Origin of the sequence: Anaerococcus urinomassiliensis (assembly GCF_900128425.1) — a bacterium.
Lineage (GTDB): Bacteria > Bacillota > Clostridia > Tissierellales > Peptoniphilaceae > Anaerococcus > Anaerococcus urinomassiliensis.
Genome location: NZ_LT635782.1, coordinates 363,500 through 383,292 on the forward strand (window position 1 = coordinate 363,500; position 19,793 = coordinate 383,292).

22 protein-coding genes are annotated in these 19,793 nt (G+C 31.0%); 21 read left to right on the forward strand and 1 reads right to left on the reverse strand.

Annotated features, from left to right (window positions below):
* Positions 1–52 precede the first annotated feature (52 nt).
* The 13 genes from BQ7474_RS02755 (at position 53) to topA (ending at position 10,258) form a co-directional block, all read left to right on the forward strand.
* Positions 53–1,297, forward strand: coding sequence for a S1C family serine protease (locus BQ7474_RS02755; protein ID WP_073997504.1), 1,245 nt, complete (start codon positions 53–55; stop codon positions 1,295–1,297).
* Positions 1,298–1,506: 209 nt separating this feature from the next.
* Positions 1,507–1,830 (forward strand): YlxM family DNA-binding protein, encoded by a 324-nt coding sequence (gene ylxM / locus BQ7474_RS02760; RefSeq protein WP_073997505.1) that lies wholly within the window; start codon positions 1,507–1,509, stop codon positions 1,828–1,830.
* An 11-nt stretch (positions 1,831–1,841) separates the two neighbouring features.
* Entirely contained in the window at positions 1,842–3,188 is a 1,347-nt protein-coding gene (gene ffh, locus BQ7474_RS02765) for a signal recognition particle protein (protein WP_073997506.1), read from the forward strand.
* Between the two features lie 50 nt (positions 3,189–3,238).
* Positions 3,239–3,484, forward strand: coding sequence for a 30S ribosomal protein S16 (gene rpsP, locus BQ7474_RS02770; RefSeq protein WP_073997507.1), 246 nt, complete (start codon positions 3,239–3,241; stop codon positions 3,482–3,484).
* Positions 3,485–3,488: 4 nt separating this feature from the next.
* Complete coding sequence (locus BQ7474_RS02775; protein ID WP_073997508.1) at positions 3,489–3,713, forward strand: KH domain-containing protein; 225 nt, start codon at positions 3,489–3,491, stop codon at positions 3,711–3,713.
* Complete coding sequence (rimM, locus tag BQ7474_RS02780; protein WP_073997509.1) at positions 3,710–4,195, forward strand: ribosome maturation factor RimM; 486 nt, start codon at positions 3,710–3,712, stop codon at positions 4,193–4,195. The genes BQ7474_RS02775 and rimM overlap by 4 nt, the downstream gene beginning before the upstream one ends.
* A complete protein-coding gene (gene trmD, locus BQ7474_RS02785) occupies positions 4,188–4,895 on the forward strand; it encodes a tRNA (guanosine(37)-N1)-methyltransferase TrmD (RefSeq protein WP_044565937.1) in 708 nt (235 codons plus the stop codon). Before rimM ends, trmD begins: the two co-directional genes overlap by 8 nt.
* Complete coding sequence (gene rplS / locus BQ7474_RS02790) at positions 4,882–5,229, forward strand: 50S ribosomal protein L19 (RefSeq protein WP_073997510.1); 348 nt, start codon at positions 4,882–4,884, stop codon at positions 5,227–5,229. Before trmD ends, rplS begins: the two co-directional genes overlap by 14 nt.
* 88 nt (positions 5,230–5,317) lie before the next feature.
* A complete protein-coding gene (gene ylqF, locus BQ7474_RS02795; RefSeq protein ID WP_073998779.1) occupies positions 5,318–6,154 on the forward strand; it encodes a ribosome biogenesis GTPase YlqF in 837 nt (278 codons plus the stop codon).
* On the forward strand, positions 6,151–6,774 hold the full coding sequence (locus tag BQ7474_RS02800; RefSeq protein ID WP_073997511.1) for a ribonuclease HII: 624 nt from the start codon (positions 6,151–6,153) through the stop codon (positions 6,772–6,774). Before ylqF ends, BQ7474_RS02800 begins: the two co-directional genes overlap by 4 nt.
* Positions 6,771–7,118: a YraN family protein gene (locus BQ7474_RS02805; RefSeq protein WP_073997512.1), complete on the forward strand. Its 348-nt coding sequence runs from the start codon at positions 6,771–6,773 to the stop codon at positions 7,116–7,118. The genes BQ7474_RS02800 and BQ7474_RS02805 overlap by 4 nt, the downstream gene beginning before the upstream one ends.
* Positions 7,119–7,182: 64 nt before the next feature.
* Complete coding sequence (gene dprA / locus BQ7474_RS02810) at positions 7,183–8,199, forward strand: DNA-processing protein DprA (protein ID WP_328585397.1); 1,017 nt, start codon at positions 7,183–7,185, stop codon at positions 8,197–8,199.
* A 4-nt stretch (positions 8,200–8,203) separates the two neighbouring features.
* Positions 8,204–10,258, forward strand: a complete 2,055-nt coding sequence (topA, locus tag BQ7474_RS02815) for a type I DNA topoisomerase (protein ID WP_073997514.1) — start codon at positions 8,204–8,206, stop codon at positions 10,256–10,258.
* Between the two features lie 1,285 nt (positions 10,259–11,543).
* Here topA and BQ7474_RS02820 read toward each other — a convergent pair.
* Positions 11,544–11,987, reverse strand: a complete 444-nt coding sequence (locus tag BQ7474_RS02820; RefSeq protein ID WP_328585398.1) for an ATP-binding protein — start codon at positions 11,985–11,987, stop codon at positions 11,544–11,546.
* Positions 11,988–12,362: 375 nt separating this feature from the next.
* On the opposite strand from BQ7474_RS02820, the gene BQ7474_RS02825 reads away from it, so the two are divergent.
* The 8 genes from BQ7474_RS02825 (at position 12,363) to BQ7474_RS02860 (ending at position 19,009) form a co-directional block, all read left to right on the forward strand.
* On the forward strand, positions 12,363–12,827 hold the full coding sequence (locus BQ7474_RS02825; protein ID WP_073997515.1) for a hypothetical protein: 465 nt from the start codon (positions 12,363–12,365) through the stop codon (positions 12,825–12,827).
* A 96-nt stretch (positions 12,828–12,923) separates the two neighbouring features.
* Positions 12,924–13,721 (forward strand): hypothetical protein, encoded by a 798-nt coding sequence (locus BQ7474_RS02830; protein ID WP_143179979.1) that lies wholly within the window; start codon positions 12,924–12,926, stop codon positions 13,719–13,721.
* A gap of 15 nt (positions 13,722–13,736) precedes the next feature.
* Entirely contained in the window at positions 13,737–14,495 is a 759-nt protein-coding gene (locus BQ7474_RS02835; protein ID WP_073997517.1) for a hypothetical protein, read from the forward strand.
* Positions 14,496–14,505: 10 nt separating this feature from the next.
* Positions 14,506–15,333, forward strand: a complete 828-nt coding sequence (locus tag BQ7474_RS02840) for a SagB family peptide dehydrogenase (RefSeq protein ID WP_073997518.1) — start codon at positions 14,506–14,508, stop codon at positions 15,331–15,333.
* Between the two features lie 227 nt (positions 15,334–15,560).
* Entirely contained in the window at positions 15,561–15,941 is a 381-nt protein-coding gene (locus BQ7474_RS11080; protein ID WP_407922707.1) for a CPBP family intramembrane glutamic endopeptidase, read from the forward strand.
* Positions 15,942–15,963: 22 nt separating this feature from the next.
* Positions 15,964–16,854 (forward strand): ATP-binding cassette domain-containing protein, encoded by an 891-nt coding sequence (locus tag BQ7474_RS02850; RefSeq protein WP_073997520.1) that lies wholly within the window; start codon positions 15,964–15,966, stop codon positions 16,852–16,854.
* Positions 16,854–17,612 (forward strand): ABC transporter permease, encoded by a 759-nt coding sequence (locus BQ7474_RS02855; RefSeq protein WP_073997521.1) that lies wholly within the window; start codon positions 16,854–16,856, stop codon positions 17,610–17,612. Before BQ7474_RS02850 ends, BQ7474_RS02855 begins: the two co-directional genes overlap by 1 nt.
* Positions 17,603–19,009: a YcaO-like family protein gene (locus tag BQ7474_RS02860; protein ID WP_073997522.1), complete on the forward strand. Its 1,407-nt coding sequence runs from the start codon at positions 17,603–17,605 to the stop codon at positions 19,007–19,009. The genes BQ7474_RS02855 and BQ7474_RS02860 overlap by 10 nt, the downstream gene beginning before the upstream one ends.
* Positions 19,010–19,793 lie beyond the last annotated feature (784 nt).

Here is a 19,793-nt window from a genome sequence, read left to right on the forward strand (position 1 = left end):
GTAATATATAAGCATAAATACAAAATGTAAACTACAAAAGAAAGGAAAAGTTATGGCAAATAGAGAAGATAAAAGAAAGAAGGGCCTTCCATCATTTGTTAGTGCCTTGCTTGGAGCAATAGTTGGTGGTTTACTAGTGTATGTATTAACCACGACAATATCAGTAAAAAGCAACAATCAAGAAAAGCAAGTAGCTAGTAATAAAGTGGAAGAAAATATCGATACAAAAACTAATAAACAAAAAATAGAAATATCTGACAATCCATCAATGGAATCAGTAGTAGTAAAAAAATCTATAGACAGTGTAGTAGGAATTACTACGGTATCTAAAGTTGTAGAACAAACTTTTTGGGGACCACAATCAGGCTATGCTGAAGGAATAGGATCTGGTTCAATTGTAAGTTCAGATGGTTATATAGTGACAAACTCTCACGTAGTAAGTGACGGGGACGCTAGTGAAATAAATGTACTCTTCAGCGATGGATCTACAGCAGAAGCTGACCTCGTATGGAATGATGCTACACTTGACCTGGCTATAGTAAAAGTTAAAAAGGATAATCTACCAGTAATGCAACTAGGTGATAGTGACAAGATGGGAGTAGGAGATAGGGTCGTTGCTATAGGTAATCCACTAGGATTGCAACTTCAATCAACAGTAACATCTGGTATAATATCAGGCCTAAATAGGAGCGTAAGCTTTAATACAGGTGCTCAGATGGATGGATTGATGCAAACAGATGCTGCTATAAATGCCGGAAACTCAGGAGGAGCTCTACTAAATTCAAAAGGTGAGCAAATAGGAATCAATACAGCAAAAGCTGGTAATAGCGACGGAATAGGATTTGCTATACCAATAAATCTAGTAAAGCCAATTATCGAGCAAATCAAAGAAAGTGGAGAATACCACTCAGTATACCTAGGCATCACTGGCCAATCATTAGACTACTTCTTACAATACCCTCAAGTAAATCTAGGAGAGTTAGAAGGCAAAGAAGGTGTATTTGTAACAAGCGTATTTGATGATAGCGAGGTTCTAGAAAAGGGTGATTTGATTACGGCCATAGATGGAAACAAAGTCACTGATATGCTTTCATTGAGAAAGAACTTACTAAGCTATAAGGTAGGTGACAAGGCAACTATTACAGTATTAAGGGATGGAAAATCAATCGATCTAGACTTTACATTCTCAATAGACTCATCAAATGTAGATGAGTATAAACAAGCTAAACCTGAAAATCAAATACAAAATGATAAGGATAATGATAGATCATTAAATCCATTCAAAAATCTACCATAAAAGTAAAAATAAAACTAGCAGTATGTAAAAATATTGCTAGTTTTTTAGTGAAAATAATCAAACAAATTATTGCAAAATCAAGGCTTAAATAAGTCAAGAAAAAACCTTGACATGATATTTATTGGAGTGTATAATATACAAGTCAAGAAATTATCTTGACAGGCTAATTATATTAAAATAACTTTTAATATAAAAAGTAAGGACCGATTATGGAAAAAATTGTTAAAGTGGCTGAATTATACGACATATATGGACCGCTACTAAATGAAAAGCAAAGAGATGTTATCAATTGCTATTATAACGAGGACTTGTCTTTACAAGAGATTGCAGAAAACAAAAATAAGAGTAAACAAGCAATTTCAGATATGATGACAAGGACAGTTGATAAGCTATTTGAGTTTGAAGATGAGCTTTCTTTACTAGAAAAAAAAGATGAGCTCAAAGATGCTCTTACGAGTATAAGAGAGCTGATGGAAAATTCAAAAAACAAAGAAGCAATTGAGAAGATAACTGAGACAATTGAAAGAATTTAGGGAGTGATAATATGGTGTTTGAAGGCCTAGCCGATAGGCTCCAAGAAAGTCTTGGAAAACTTACCGGAAAAGGAAAATTAACAGAAAAAGACATCGACAACGCTATGAGGGAGATTAGGCTTTCACTTCTAGAAGCTGACGTTAACTACAAGGTAGTAAAAGACTTTGTAAAGACTGTCAAAGAAAGATCCCTTGGCGAAGATGTAATGACATCCCTTACTCCTGGTCAAATGGTAGTTAAGATTGTAAATGAAGAACTTACCAATTTGATGGGTAAAGAAAATTCTAGATTAGATTTAAAAGGTTCTACCCCACACGTTGTAATGATGGTGGGACTCCAAGGTTCAGGTAAAACAACTCATTCAGGTAAGCTTGTTTATAAGCTAAAAAAAGAAAACAGGAATCCAATGCTAGCAGCCCTAGATATTTATAGGCCAGCTGCTATAGAACAACTTAAAGTTGTCGGCAAAAAGGCAGATACCTTTGTTTTCGAACAAGGTAAAGAAGATCCAGTAAAGATTGCCCTTGAAGCAAAAAATTATGCTAGGGCAAACAATTACGACACAGTAATCCTTGATACAGCTGGTCGTTTGCAAATTGACACTGATCTTATGGATGAGCTTAAAAAAATCAAGGAAGTAACCAAGCCTGATGAGATACTTCTAGTAGTAGATGCCATGACTGGCCAAGAGGCAGTCAATGTAGCAAAAACCTTTGACGACTACCTTGATATCACAGGTGTAATACTTACCAAGCTTGACGGTGATGCTAGAGGAGGGGCTGCCCTATCAATCAGACAAGTTGTAGGCAAGCCAATCAAATTTGTCGGAGTTGGAGAAAAACTAGAAGACCTAGAAGCCTTCTATCCAGATAGGATGGCAAATAGAATCCTAGGTATGGGTGATGTCTTATCTTTGATCGAAAAAGCTGAAGCACAAATCGATATGGAAAATGCCAAGGCTTTGGAAGAAAAGCTAAGAAATCAAGCATTTACCCTAGATGATTTTATGGATCAGATAAATCAGATCAGAAATATGGGGCCTCTGGAAGACTTACTTGCAATGATTCCTGGTGTAAACAATAAGATGCTCAAACAAGTAAATGTAGATGACACAGGTTTTGTGAAAATAGAAGCTTTGATCAATTCTATGACTAAAGAAGAGCGCGAAAAGCCAGAAATCATAGGCAAAAGACGAAAAGAGCGTATATCAAAAGGATCCGGTGTAGATGTCAGAGAGCTAAACAAGCTGTTAAAACAATTTAAAGAACTTAAGAAAATGATGAAACAGGTTTCTAATATCAATCAAAAAGGCAAAAAGGGTAGAGGCGGATTTAGGATGCCTAAATTACCTTTTTAGTAGAAACTAAGTAATCATAGGTCGAATTTTATAAAAGGAAAGGAAGAAAAATGGCAGTAAAAATTAGATTAAAAAGAATGGGACAAAAGAAAAAACCATTTTACAGAGTAGTAGTTGCAGATTCAAGAAGTCCACGTGATGGTAAATTTATCGAAGAAATTGGTTACTACAATCCTATAAGTGAACCAAAAGAATTCAAAGTAGACAATGAAAAAGCAAAACAATGGATTAAAAATGGTGCAAAACCAACATCAATCGTTGAAAAGCTATTCAATGACAACGATATATTAGCATAAGATTATGAAAGAATTAGTAGAAACAATTGTAAAAGAACTAGTAGAAGACAAAGAAGCTGTCGAAATCGAAGAAAATCGAAACGATGGAGAAGTAAATATAGTTATCCACGTTGCAGATAGCGATAAGGGTCGTGTTATAGGAGTTAGAGGAAATATCATCAATTCTATCAGAACCATAGCAAGATCAGCAGCTATAAAGGAAGATGTTAAGGTCAATATAAAAATATGAGGATAAGTGTAGCAGAGATTGTAACTACTCATGGGATTAGAGGAAATCTTAAAATAAAAAGCCTTAGTGATAATGAAAATAGGTTTAAAGCCGGGGCAAAAGTACTTATCGATGATAAAGAGCTAACAGTTGAATCATCCTTTGACCAAAAGGGACTTAAGGTTATAAAATTTGAAGAATATGACGACATTAATGATGTCATCAAATTTGTCGGCAAAGATATAACCATAGATGAAGCTGACCTAGGCGAGCTAGGAGAAGATGAGTACTACGTTTATAAACTAATAGGTCTTGATGTTTACGACAATGGGCAAAAAGTCGGCAATATCATAGACGTAATCACAGGTGTATATCCTAATGATGTTTATGTTATAAAGACAGACAAAGATGAAATTTATTTTCCAGCTTTAAATGCTACAACTAAAAATATTGATTTTGAAAAGAATATTATAGAAATAGAAAATTTTAGTGATTATGAATAAGATAACAATCCTTACCCTATTTCCAGAAAGTTTTGAATTTTTAAAAACTTATGGAGTAATAGGTAAAGCTATATCAAAGGGTTTATTAGAATTAGAACTTGTAAATATAAGAGATTTTTCAAACGATAAACACAACCACGTTGATGATACGGTTTATGGTGGAGCAGCGGGCATGCTAATGAAGCCAAAACCATTATATGATGCATTAATGTCTGTAAAAAAACCAAACTCCAAAGTAGCCTATATGTCAGCTGCAGGGAGAGTATTAAATCAGAAATTAGCAATCGACTTTGCAGAGATTAAAGATCTTATAATCATTTGTGGCCACTATGAAGGTATAGATGCAAGGATAACTAATCACTATGTCGACTACGAGATATCCATAGGAGACTATGTCCTAACAGGTGGTGAAATACCTGCAATGGTTCTAATAGACTCAATGGCAAGATTTATAGATGGAGTAGTTGGTAAGGAAGAATCACTAAAGACAGATTCTCACTACAATATATTATTGCAGCAAGATGAATACACAAAGCCACGAGAGTTTAATGGATACATAGTCCCAAATGAGCTTACAAGTGGTGACCATAAGAAAATCAAAGAATGGAACAGAAAATCTGCAATAGCAAAAACAAAAAAAGTTAGACCAGACTTATATGAAAAATTCCTAAGAGAGGAGAATGAAAATGGATTTAATTAAAAAAATTGAACAAGAAAACTTACGTGAAGATCAATATGACTTTAATGTAGGTGACACAGTTAGAATATCTTACAGAATCAAAGAAGGTGACAAAACTAGACTTCAAGATTTTGAAGGAACAGTTATTAAAATCAAAGAAGGCGGAATCAACAAATCATTCACACTAAGAAGAATTTCTTACGGTGTTGGCGTAGAAAGAACCTTCTTATACAACTCACCAAGAATTGAAAAACTAGTAGTAACAAGACACGGTAAAGTACGTCGTGCTAAACTAAACTACCTAAGAGGACGTCAAGGTAAGGCTACTAAAGTTAAAGAAAAAACAAATTATTAAAAATTTCTGGCTGTATGATTCATACAGCTTTTTTATTGAGGAAATTTTGATATAATAGACCTAGTATGTAGGGGGGTAAATTATGGCAATGAATATAAATTGGTATCCTGGTCATATGAAAAAGACCAAGGAGGATATTGAAAACAACCTAAAACTTGTAGATATTGTTCTTGAAATAATAGACGCAAGAATACCTTCTTCAAGCAGGAATCCAATGCTTGATGATATAATTGGTGATAAGCCTAGGATAATTATAATGAACAAAGCTGACCTTGCAGATAAGAGTATCACTAGTCAGTGGATTGATGAATTCAAAAACAGAGGAATATCTGCAATTAGAATGAACTCCAAAGAAAACATAAATGCTAAAAAAATCTATGATTTAGCAAGAGAATCATTGAGCGAGAAATTTGACAAGCACAAAGAAAAAAACATAGAGAACCAAACAATTCGCATGATGATTGTAGGGGTTCCCAATGCTGGCAAGTCAACTTTCATAAACAATATTTCAAAAAGGAAGGGCGCCAATGTAGGTAATAGACCAGGGGTTACAAAAACCAAGCAATGGATCAAAACAAATGCCAATATAGAATTATTGGATACACCGGGTGTTTTGTGGCCGAAATTTGACGAAGAAACTGGCCTAAATCTATCCTACACCCACGCCATAAAAGATGAGATACTAAATATAGAAGATTTGACCCTTAAATTTTTGGAAAAAATAAAAGAGGAATATCCAGCAAATTTACAAGAGCGTTATGGGGTGGATGTAGAAAAACCAGCCTTAGAAATCTACGAGGATATTGCTAGAAAAAGGGGAGCTGTTACAAAGGGTGGAGACTTTGACTACACTCGAACAGCTAATATAATTCTCACAGATTTTAGAAATGGAAAACTTGGGAAAATAAGCTTGGAAAGACCATGATATATTCAGAATATAACGAAAAGATTAAAAAAGAAATCTATGAAAAATATAATTTAATTGCAGGAATTGACGAAGTTGGAAGAGGTCCTCTAGCAGGACCTGTTGTAACTTGCGCTGTTATTATGAAAAAGGATTCTCATATTGAAGGCGTTACAGATTCCAAAAAACTTAGTAGAAAGAAGATGCTAAGGCTTAGAGAAGAAATCTTAAAAGATGCCATAGAAATCTCCTATGGTTATGCCAACAATAGAGTTATAGATGATATAAATATCAGACAAGCAACCCTTCTTGCAATGAAAAATGCAGTAGAATCATTGGAAAACAAACCCGACGTGCTTCTCATAGATGCAGAAAGGATAGATACAAAAATTCCTCAGCTAAATATTGTAAAGGGTGACCTCAATGAATACGCAATCTCCTGTGCATCAATACTAGCCAAAATTAGAAGAGATGATATTATGATTAATTTCTCAAAGATCTACCCATATTATTCTTTTCAAACTAATGTAGGTTATGGAACAAAAAAGCACTATGAGGGCCTTGAAATGTATGGTCCAACACCTATTCATAGAAAAAGCTTTTTGAGGAAATTCTACCAAAAACAGGAAAGTTTTCTATGAATGAGAAAAGAAAAATAGGTGATTTTGGCGAAGATTTGGCTGTTAGCTATATGAGCGAGAAAGGTTATGAAATTCTTTCCCGTAACTACTTAAAACCCTACGGAGAGATTGATATTGTAGCAATAAAAGATGATATAATATGTTTTGTAGAAGTTAAAACCCGTAAGTCATCGAACTTTGCTTATCCTAGAGAGGCTGTCAACTACCACAAACAGCAAAGGATTATCAAAGCAAGTCAAATGTATATGATGGAAAATAATATCAATAGTTACTTGATGAGATTTGATGTTGTGGAAGTTTTCACTGAAAGTAGAAAGATAAATTATATAGAAAATGCATTCTAAATATACCGATAGAGAAATTATTTTATATTTAAATTACATATACTTGGACAATAGACTTATTCATATGATCTATGAAAGAGTTGGCTTTAAGGATTTATTTGAAAGGTCGAGAATTGACCTAGACTTTATTCCTGACATTTCCTATGAGAAAATTGTATCTAATAAAAATTTGGAAAGTTTCAAATCATACTATGAAAAAGTTCAAAGGTATGGCTATACCTATGTGACTTTTCTTGACGATGAATATCCTATCAATTTAAGATACATAGATGATAGACCAACCTTGCTTTTTTATAAGGGGAGTTTAGATAGGGAAAAGGACAAGAACTCCATTGCATTTGTAGGAGCCAGAAAGTGCACAGACTATGGCAAGTGGGCATGCAAAAATCTTAGTCAAGACATAAGCAGGGCTGGAATTACAACAGTTTCTGGACTAGCCTATGGTATAGATGCCGCCTGTCACAAGTCGACTCTAGAAGTAGCAGGTAGGTCTATAGGAGTGATAGGCTGTGGTATTGACAAAATTTACCCTAAACAGAATAGGAAATTGTACCAAGCTTTAGAAGAAGATGGGCTGATTTTATCAGAATTCCCCCTAGAAACAGAACCTAGATCTTATAATTTCCCAAGGAGAAATAGGATAATCTCTGGCATATCTCTTGCTACCGTTGTCATAGAAGCTAAAGAAAAATCAGGTACTATGATTACGACAAGGTGTGCTCTGGATCAAGGCAAGGAAGTATTTGCAGTTCCTGGAAATATTAATTCTATATACTCTAGAGGTACGAATAAATTGATCCAAGAAGGGTCCAAGCTTATAACATGTGCAGATGATATCTTAGAAGAATTGGATTATCTATTGGAATATTCCAATATTAAAAATGAAATAGATTACTCTAGCCTTGAAAAGGATGAGCTAGATATAGTAAAGTATATCGAGGAAAATCCAAATTCCTCAGCAGATATATTATCAGCTGAACTTAAGATTAAGATTGATGAAATAAATTATCTTTTAACATCACTTGAGTTGAGAGATTTTATTGAGAATATAGGAAATAATGAATTCACAGTAAAGAGGTGAAATTTTGGCAAAAAATTTAGTAATAGTCGAATCCCCAACCAAAGCAAAGTCTATAGCAAAGATGCTTGGTAGCAATTATAAGGTAAAGGCTACTGTAGGGCACTTAAGAGATTTACCAAAGTCAAAATTCGGTGTTGATATAGAAAATAACTTTGAACCAGAATATATCAAGGTTAGGGGACGAGCAAAAACTATAAATGAACTTATAAAAGAAGCAGAGAAGGCAGACAAAGTTTATCTGGCAACTGACCCGGATAGGGAAGGTGAGGCTATAAGTTGGCATTTGGAATATATTTTAGGACTAGACCCAAGGGAGAAAAATCGTGTTGAGTTTCACGAGATTACCAAAGAAAATGTAAAAAATGCCATAAAAAATCCAAGGCAAATCGACCAAAACTTGGTTGATGCCCAACAAGCTAGACGTGTCATGGATAGGATAGTGGGCTATGAGATAAGTCCAATCCTATGGAAGAGGGTAAAATCAGGCCTTTCTGCAGGACGTGTCCAATCTGTTGCCCTTAAACTTATTGTAGATAAGCAAAGGGAAATTGACGCCTTTGTGCCAGAAGAATACTGGACAATAACAGCAAATCATAATGTAGACAAGATTGATTTTACTTCAGACTTTTATGGCAAGCCTAGCAAAAAGATGAAGATATCAAATGAATCTGGTGCCAATAAGGTTCTTGATAAAATTGATAAGGACTCTTTTAAGGTTATTGAGGTAAAAAAGACAAAGAAAACTAGAAAACCACCAAAACCATATACCACATCAACCCTCCAACAAGATGCATCTAATAAACTTGGTTATTCAACCAAATATACCATGCAACTAGCCCAACAACTCTTTGAAGGTATTGATGTAGGAGAGGGTTCTGTTGGTTTGATCTCATATATGAGAACTGATGCTACAAGAATTAGCAAAGAGATTGTAAATGAGTCTTTAAAATATATCAAGGGTAAATTTGGTGATGACTATGTATCTAAGGGAAATACTTACGGAGCCAAGAAAAAGGGCAGCCAAGATGCTCACGAAGCAATCCGTCCAACTTCTATATACAGGGATCCAATATCTGTAAGAGAGTATTTATCAGACCCACAATATAAGCTATATAAGCTAATATGGACAAGGGTTGTCCAATCACAAATGACAGATTACGAATATCTTTCAACTAGTGTATCCTTTGATAACAATGGATTGATTTTTAAATCCAATGGTAGGATAACAACTTTTGAAGGTTTCAACAAAATTAATCCAGGATTTGAAGACCAAAATATATTGCCTGAGCTAAAAGAAGGTGATGTAATTTCTGCCAAAAAAATCGTAAAAGCCCAACACTTTACAAATCCACCAGCCAGATACACTGAGGCTAGCCTTGTAAAAGTATTGGAAGAATTTGGTATAGGCCGTCCATCAACATATTCTGCAACTATAAATCAAATAGTAAATAGAAACTATGTGGAGTTTGAAGGAAGGTCAATATATCCAACAGAACTTGGATTTACAGTAAATGATTTCTTGCAAGAAAACTTTGACGATGTAATAAACGTCGAATTTACTGCAGAAATGGAAGACCAATTAGATAAGATTGCCGACCATGAGATTTATTGGAAAGATGTCTTATCAAATTTCTACAATGATTTTGAAAAAGATATGAAAAATGTCAAAAAAGATAGTACAGACTACAAGGTCAAAGATAAAGTCCTTGATGAGAAATGTCCAAAATGCGGCCATGCTCTTGCCATAAAACATGGTAGAAACGGCAAATTTATAGGATGTACAAACTTCCCAGCATGTGACTTTACAAAATCAATTGTAAAAACAACAGGTGTAGCTTGTCCAAAATGCAAAACGGGGGAAATTATAGAAAAAGTCAGCAAGAAAGGCAAAAGATTTTACGCTTGCAACAACTATCCTGACTGCGACTATGCCCTATGGGATCCACCAACAGGAGACAAATGCCCTGAGTGTGGAGATTTGTTAATCCATAAGAAGAATAGATCAGTTGATGAAATTAAATGTAATTCTTGCGATTATGTCAAAGAAAAGAGGAGATAAACTAGACTTTTATAAGTGCATCAATAATTCCAATAGCATGTGGATTATTGATGTTCTTTATTATTAAAAATAATATATAATATTATCGCTAACCTTACTTAGTCAAGTCCGTAATATTGTGTAAAATTTATTAGCATTATATTTAATATGTAACTCTAATGTATAATTTGGATTAATTTATCCAATCCTCATTGATATAAATGAGGATTGGTCTCTCAAAGCCAAGGGTGTAGTTATTCAACGCATATCTGAGACTTCATTAGGTAATATTCTAATTACTTTTTCTATTCCTCTAACTTCTTTATTCAATCTTCTATGAATTTCATTAGCTAGATATTCAAAAGCATATACAAAAACCTCAATCTAAGGCGCTTAAGCTGTTTTGAAAATTTTTTCATTTTCATATTTACTGAATATTTATCTTTGATTTTTCTTTCTAAATTGATATCTTGGATTTTAAATAGTGCCTTGATATTAGTTCTAAATTCTTCAGTGTTTTCTTTGGTCTTTTGATAGAATATTTTTTAGAAAATATATCTTATATCTCGGCTATATTACATTTATGAATATTTCTTTTATTGCTTATACTAGACCTTTATGGTTACCATTTTAAGTCCAAAAAAACTCTGGATTTTAAATATTCAAAGAAGTTTTATCACTTTCACTATCACTTATTGTCAAAGCCTATGATCTATATAATTTCCTCTTCATTTATCCCAATTGCAATATGGCAAGCTTTTGATATTAATTTATTGTTTTCTCTAAATTATATGTATATCCATCTACAATTAAATAAGCATATTTTATCGTACATATGTGGCTATTTTTACATAATTTTGATTTTTAATATAATAATTACGATACAAAGGACTTAGAGTATTTTTTACCACACATATTTACTATTACCTAGCATAATTTTCTATTTGATACTTCTTAAACATAAATTTCTAGAATTGATGTAAGTAGATCTTTATTATTTCTTGATTTCTTTCAAAGATTTATGTTGAGAATTAGCAATCTCTTGTTCTAGATACTATTAGGGTGCCTATTTTTATTGTTTAGTTACTTTCATAGTATCCATTACGTTAGGAGCTCTATTAAGATCTCTTTGTTAGGCTTCGTTTTCTAATTTTTCATCTCTTTCTTTTCTTATTTGTTCGTTAAATATTTTAGTTAGGGGTGTGCTATTAAAGGTTTCAAATGACATTTTCTTTTTAACAAATTATACATACTTGTAAATGTCAATATAAAAATGTACATTTTTGGCTAAATATGAATGTACAATTTACTCCTTGTTAACAATATCCTTTAGCCTATAGGAATCACCTACAATCTGAATAACAGTGCAATGATGAAGAATTCTATCAAGTATAGCGTTAGCTATTCTTGTATCATAAAATATACTTTCCCAATCTGAAAAATTAATATTAGTTGAAACTATTGTTGATTTCTTCTCATATCTTCTGTCTATTAGTTGAAATAGTAGTCGTTCATCTCCTTCACTAATAGGCAGATAGCCTAATTCATCTATTATCAAAAGCTTGTAAGAGGTGTAATGCTTTAGTCTTGCTTCTAACCTATTTTCATCTTGAGCTTTCTTTAGATTTTCTAGTAGATTTGCACATTTGATAAAATATGTTGAATATCTTTGTCTTGCCGCTTCTATACCTATTGATATTGATAAATGAGTTTTGCCTACTCCACTCGATCCTAGAAATACTATATNCATACTCTATCTATTAAATATCTTTTTAAGTCTTGCAAATACCTTTTATTAGGCAATTATCTAAAAAGTTCGGCCTATTTAAATTAATTAATTTAACTACCTCTAGATTTAGTTATGATTAATAAGGCATATATTTTATAAAAACTTATTAAATAAATATTAATAAAACTTTTTACGCTTTATTTACAAATGAATAATAAATTCTAAATATATATCAGCTAACATTATATATGCATTAGTTATATCTTATAGATAAGATAAAAATAAAATACATAATATTATATTAAAATATCAAAATATTTAAAACAATTCATACAATTAAATATGTAAATGAATTTTTTGACATATTTGGTTTTTAGTATATATGAGAGGTTGTTTATGAGTGAGTTAGTTAGAACAAAAAAATTAAATTTTGAAGACTTATTTTTCTTTGAAAGAGAAGTTACTCAGCCACAAATCATTAAAAAAGAGCTAGATAAAATTATGCCCAAACTTAGAAAAATTGGTGTAGAGCATAAAAATATTGTAATTAGCAAGGTTGTAGGTAAAAATCCAACTAAAAAAACTATGATGATTCAAATTCGCGTTCCAATTTCTGTAAATGATAAACTAAGTGATTTTTTAAAAGATTATCCACAGTATGAATTGGAAAAAAAATTTACAATAGATGAGGGGGTGAAATTAACTATCACAAATAATGAAAAAGAATTTCGTGAAGGCATAAAATTATTAATGAATCAAAGGCCTGGGCTGGATTTATCGAATAACTCTATAATAGAAGTATCTCAAATATCTTATTACGGAGATGTAATTGGTTTTGAATTATTTTTAGAAGATAAGTAGACATAAATAAGGGGATGTACATATATGATTAATTTATATAAGGATTTAGAATTCTTTCGTTGCACTAAAACAAATTACTTAATAAAAAAAGGTAGTATGTCAAATTACTCATTCAATATAATTGATGAAAATAATACTGATGTCTTGGAGTACATATTTGAAATTGAGAAATATCCTGTAGACGAGGAAAAATTTCTTAGTAATATTAATAAATATATTGGAGAAGAATCAAAAGAATTTATACAAAAGCTCTTAGAATTAGAAGTGATAAGGAAAGTTAACAATGATTCTGTTTCAAATAAAGTTATGGTTATCTCAACGAAAGAGGATAAAAAACTTATAGAAAATAAACTTAGAGAAATGGATTTTGTTATAGATTCTTTTTTTGAAATCGAAAATGTATCAGAAGAAAATGACGAATTAGAAAGATCTATAGTGAACTCAGAAATGATATTGGTATTTTCTAATAGTTTCCGACCAGATATTTTTTATACCATAAATTATTATATAGTTAATGAAAACAAATCAACTATCTTTTCATATATGGATGGAGATGAAGGAATAATATTACCATTATTAGAGCCTAAGTATAAAGGATGCTACAACGACTTTGAGCTTATAAGAGAATCATCTTTCCACAATTTACTAGAATATCAAGTTATGAAAGAAGAAATTATAAAAAATAAATTTATGAAAAAAAGTTCGTTTTATTCTTCGATGTTGTTAGATTGGTCAATAGTTATAATGAATTTTTTGAATAAACAAACACAAATTAATGATTTTGCTTACTCTATTGACTTTGAGAGAATGCATTTTTCTAAAACTAGACTTTTCCGCTTTCCTAAGTGTCCTAGTTGTCAAGCTGACTTAAATCTTACTCATCCATTTATATAGAAAGGTAGTTTAAGTATGGAGAATATTATACAAGAAAATAAACAATATGAGGATTTTACTGGAGAGCAGATAGCGACATTTAAGAGATATATAGAAGAAAATGATGTCTACAATGATAACGTATTTGAACTTTTTGAAAAAAATTTAGACTATTATGCTTCAAGATACACTAGAGATGAATTTGTATCATATGCAGAACTATTTCATGCAAATTCAGACTTTTGGAATTCAGATGAGATGCAAGAAAATATATCGTTATACGAAATATCTGTTGATTGGAGAAATAAAACAGTTCATCCACAAGATTCAGAATATGTTATTAAAGAAGAGAAATACGTTTTTATAGATTCTTTTACTAATAAAATTAAAACAATTCTTGAAAATTTCAATAAAGAGGACTTAGAACTTTTTTCTTCAGTGGATTTAATTTTTTATGTTGATGGTAGCCTCTATCAGTATTTGCCACAAAAGAATTTTGTATTTACGTGGGAAAAAAATGGTAAGAAACTTATAGATGATATTTCAAAAATTTTATCTGAAAACTTAACTGATAAGATAGTGATGATTCCCATATTTGTACCAATTAGGAAGATGCTATTTTTTGCTGAATATGGTTATAGAGAATCTCTTATAGACTATGGTAGAATACTTTCACTAATTGAACACAGTAGTGATGATGCCAAAATTATTCGAAGATTTGAGTCTAGATATATAAATGAAAAGTTCCGCATTGATTCAGTAGAAAAAAGTATTCTAAGTATCATTACATGTTAAGGAGATAAAGATGGAAGGCTTAAGAATAAATAAATACGCAGAGCAAATAAAAGAGATTTCTAATAAAATAGCCCATTTACCAGATATCGAACAAGTTGCTATAATCCATGAAGTAATTGACGATACTCCTTACAAAACAAAAGAATATAATAAATATTTTCATGATGAATACTATATTTCTCATAATAAGGAAAAAATAGTTAATAGCAATGCTAAGAGAATTAAATTAAAACCTTATGAGGATATGTCAGATTGTGATTTGAAAGAAATTATAACTCAAAGATATTCTATTCGTGACTATAAAAACGAAGAAGTATCTTTTGAACAATTTAGTACAATTCTACACTATAGCTTTGGTAAAAAGCGTACAGCAAGAGGAGCTTATAATCAAAGAGAATTCCCTTTTAAATTCATTAATAGCGCTGGTGGGCTAAACCATCTTGATTTGTATGTATTTGTAAATAATGTTACCGGAATAGAAAGCGGAATATATTATTATGATTTTATAAATGATGAACTCATACAAATTGAACATGGAAATATGAGATTAATAGTAAAATATGTAAATTATCAAAATGAATTTACAGTGTATTCGAATTTTGTTGTGACAATTGTATCTGATTTATCGAGGATAGTTCCTAAATATTATAAACGTGCATATAGAATGGTACATATGGATGCGGGAATTGCTACTGCATATATGCAATTAATTGGAGAATATCTAGGCATATCTTCATGTGTAGTTGCTGGTTTTTTAGAACATGAACTAGAAAAATTGCTTTCATTAACAGAAAATGATTATCCAATATCGACAATGTCCTTTGGAATAAAAAATTAATGTTTGAGTGTTTTCTATTAATTTTTCTATTATTTCCTTTAATCCAGAGGATAATTGATAAGTTAATTAATTCTCGCATGGTAGTACTTGTAGCTCATATTATTATGACAGCTACTATAGCAATATACATATTTCTATGTTATAGAATGCAATTTATAGTAGAAGCAACAAATACTAAATTTTTATTGTATTTAGCGTTTATCTTAATGGGTTTTGTGATTTATATGATGGACCTATTAATAAAAAATATTATATTAAATGATATCTTAATACTAGATTTTAAATTTTATACTAGTTTTAATAATATATCAATATTGAGATTGATTTTTTCTTTAATAATATCAATTGGTGAGGAGTTCATATTTAGATTTCCTATAGGTCAGTTTGAAATTGTGAGAGGAGGACTATTATTAATTGTAGGGTCAATTTCATTTGGTATAATTCACTTTTACTTTTCGAAGTATGATGGATTATCTAAGATAGTGATTGGGCTTATTTTTGGTACTATTATCCTTTTAACTAAGAATATTTATTATTCAATAATTACTCATATTACTTATAATATTGCTATTGAATTATTTGGTGGGATTAATAAAAATATGAATTAAGACTATATTTAGGAGTTTAGATATGAATTTACTAGTAGACAATGTAGTAAAAAAATATGATAAAGTCGTTTTAGATAATATAAATCTTGATATAAAAGATCCAGGTGTTTACCTGATAGCTGGCCCAAATGGTAGTGGTAAAACCACTTTATTGGAGATAATAGCAGGCCTTCGTAAAGCAGATAGTGGTGAAGTTTTAGTAAGTGGTCATAAGTCAGGAAGCTTGGAGGCAAAAAAAGAGCTTGGATTTTTATGTCAACAAAATGGTTTAAGAAAAACAGTTAAATTAAAAGAAGAGTTGGCTTTAGTAAAAGACATTTTTAGAATTGAAGTAGATGATATGGATTATTTAAAAAAATTTAATTTGGAAGAATATTATAATAATAAAACCAGCACTCTCTCTGGAGGAACAAAAAGACGTTTTTTAACTGCTATTTTATTTCTAGCAAATCAAAACATAATTATGCTTGATGAACCGGTTTCTGGCCTGGATACATATAGTAGAGATGAGATTTGGAATACAATTAGAGAATATGGGAAAGATCATATTGTAATTGTTTCTGATCATTATTTAAATCAAGCAAGACTTTATTCGGATATAATAATTTTGCTTAATAATGGGAAAATAGTTTCAAATGATACTTTTGAAAATATAAGAAAAGAGTGTCCTTTCGAGAAATTGATTAAAGTAAGAGATAAAAATATATCTTCTGTAAAGCAGATTATTGAAGAATTAGGTGGAATTTATGAACTTAAAGTATCAGGAACTGTAAATAATTTCTATATAAGAAATAATATTGATCAGATTTACGAGAAAGTAAAAGATTTAAAAGTTTCAGTCCATGATTTGGATTTGGAAGACATATATTTTTACCTAACTGGTAAAAAAAGTCATTCTGAGGAGACATTATAATGAATAAAATAAAACCATACTTAAAAATGGAAATGCTTGCATTATCACGTGAATATATTTCTCTTTTCTTTATGATTGTTTTGCCTATGGTATTAACAATAGTTTTTGGTGGTGCTTTCGGTAATGAAGTAACCAAATACGGACCAAATGTATTAGGGATAGATACAGTAATTCCTGTAAATATAGTATTTTTATTAGCTAATACAGGACTTATGGGAATTCCAATAACAACTCTAGAAGCAAAAGATCAAGGGGTATTAAAAAGATACATGACTTATCCTATTTCCTATGGCATGTATTTCTTATCACTTATGATGACTTTTATGATTGTTTGCATAATATCAACAATACTTTTTGTTTCAGTTTCATTTATTATATTTAATGCGAGATGGTTTATGGATATACAATCATTTCTAATATTCATAGTAGTATATTTTGATATAATGTTCGTATTTTTTATGTTAGGATATGCGCTAGCTTTGTTAATAAAGTCAACTAGAACAGCCAGTTTGGTAGCATCGGGTATATTTATGTTTTTAATATTTACATCAGGAGTTGCTTTGCCGGTAGACTCTCTACCTGAAGTAGTACAGAAAATTGCTCGTATTTTTCCGATGTATCATTCTATTGAGATTGTTCAACATGCTCGGATAAATGGATTCTCATTGGCTCAAAACGGAATAAATTGTCTCTATATGCTTGGATATACCATAATTGCAATACTAGTACTAAAGAATGTGAGGATAAAATGGGATTAAAGATAAAAGTACGAAATCATAAAAAAATTTCTGAACCATCAGAATTTCAAATTGAAGACTTCTTAAATTATAAGGAGATGATGAATTATCTGGGATATTTTAATTTAATAAAAAAATTGGATATTGTTATGGCTCCATACTCAGAACTGCCTTTATTTATAGGTAACTGTGAGTTTTCCAACATAGATTATATTTTCAATTATCTTCTAGGAAATACAGGCCAATCTTTATCACTTAGTGATTCTATATTTGCTGGAGGTAAGGGATTCACATATTATAAAGCAATATGTTCATCTCTTGGAGAGGCATTTGAAAGACTAATGGCATGTTTTGAATACTTTGAACAAGAAAAAAATTTAGTTGTATCTTCTTATAAAGATTTAATTAAAAAAAATATTAATGCAGCTAATCCTTCAGATTATTCATTATTTTCAAGAGAGCAACATGAAGAAAAAAACTTCTTGTTCGATGATTTTGATGAAGATAGTATAATTGGATGGGTTCCAATGAAAGAATACAGAACTGATGAAGAAATTTTATTTCCTGCATCATTAGTTTTAATGTATTATACTCAGCAAGCAAAAAATGAAGATAGAATAGGATACTCTACATCGGGAGGTCTTACCTCTCACTTTGAATATAATCGCGGTATTTTGCACGGGGTAGAAGAAATAATTGAACGCCATGAGATTAATTTATCTTGGTATTGTAAACATCCTCCAAAAGCTATTACATTAGATAAAGTAAAAAATCCTAAGCTTTTAAAATTCGAGGAATACATAAAAGATAAAAATATTAAATTTTATTTACATAACGTAGATCAACAAAATTTCCATGTTGTAACTGCTATGTCTTTTGATGAAGATATGACAAAATATTCTTTTAATGCTGGTGGTGGAGTTTCTAAAGACATAGAAAGTGCTATATTATCGTCCTTAGAAGAATATATGCAATCAATTAATAATACAAGAAAAATTGTCTACGCTCCTAATTGGATAACATCTCAATTCTCTAATCAGGTTCTAGATGTAAAAGAAGGTGATGATCCTAAAAATTTCAAAACATTTTATCAAGCTGTTTCTTACTATGGCTTATCTTGCTATAAGCATGAGTTGGACTGGTTTGTAAAAGGAAATAATAAAATAAAATTATCTGAAATTCGAAAAACACAACCAGGTCTTAGTGTTAAGGATTATGTTGAGAAAAATGATATAAAACCTGTTTATACTGCTCTTAAGATGCAAGATAGATTTAGGAGAATATATATAGCTAAAGTTTATATGAAAGAATTCTCTACGGCATTTATTGCAGGGGTTCCGGCTTTAGGTCATAAAAGTTACGCACAATACTTACCAAAAGATGAAACTATAAATAAAAGAATTTTACCTTTCCCATAAATATATAATGAATAAGTTTTTAGATAAAATTTATATTAATTTTCTCTAAAAGCTAAAAAACTTGGTAATACTTTTCTGCCGTAAATACATAAGAAAGGAGATATGCTCAATGAAAATTGTAAAAAAAATTGAAGATCAAAAAGATTTCAATGCTAGTGCACTTTCACCAGGTGGATGGTGCTGTAGCTGCTGCTGCTGGTGCTGGGCAAACATATTCGCTTAATCTATAGATATATACTGTTAACCATTTAATATTAAAATATGGCAGAAAAGATTACTTATTATGCTTGTCATAATAATATAATGTCTCCTTAAGCTTTAGTGCTAGAGGAGATATTTTTATTGTATACTTAAGATAATTGAACGAACGAATGTGAATGAAACAAAAAACCAAAAGCATAATTAAAACAAGGAGAATTCAATGGACAAGAATAGCTTATCACACACGAAATGGAGATGTAAATATGATGTAGGGTTTGTAAACAAATATAGAAGAGAAGTAATATAGGAAATTAAAAAAAGATATAGGACAAATGTTATGCGATCTATGTCACCGCAAGGGAATAAATATAATACAAGAAGGTCTCTGTGTGGATCTTGTTAATATGATGATAGAATCGCCTCCGAAATGAAAAAATGATAAAAAAATAAAAACCAAAGCAATTAAAAGAAGATTATTATGCGGACCACATTAGTATAAAAGAGTACTATGACCCCTTTAGGGGTTCATATGAGACTATGTAAAATTTTGTGTACAGAAACCTCCTGATTAGGGTAAAGAAAA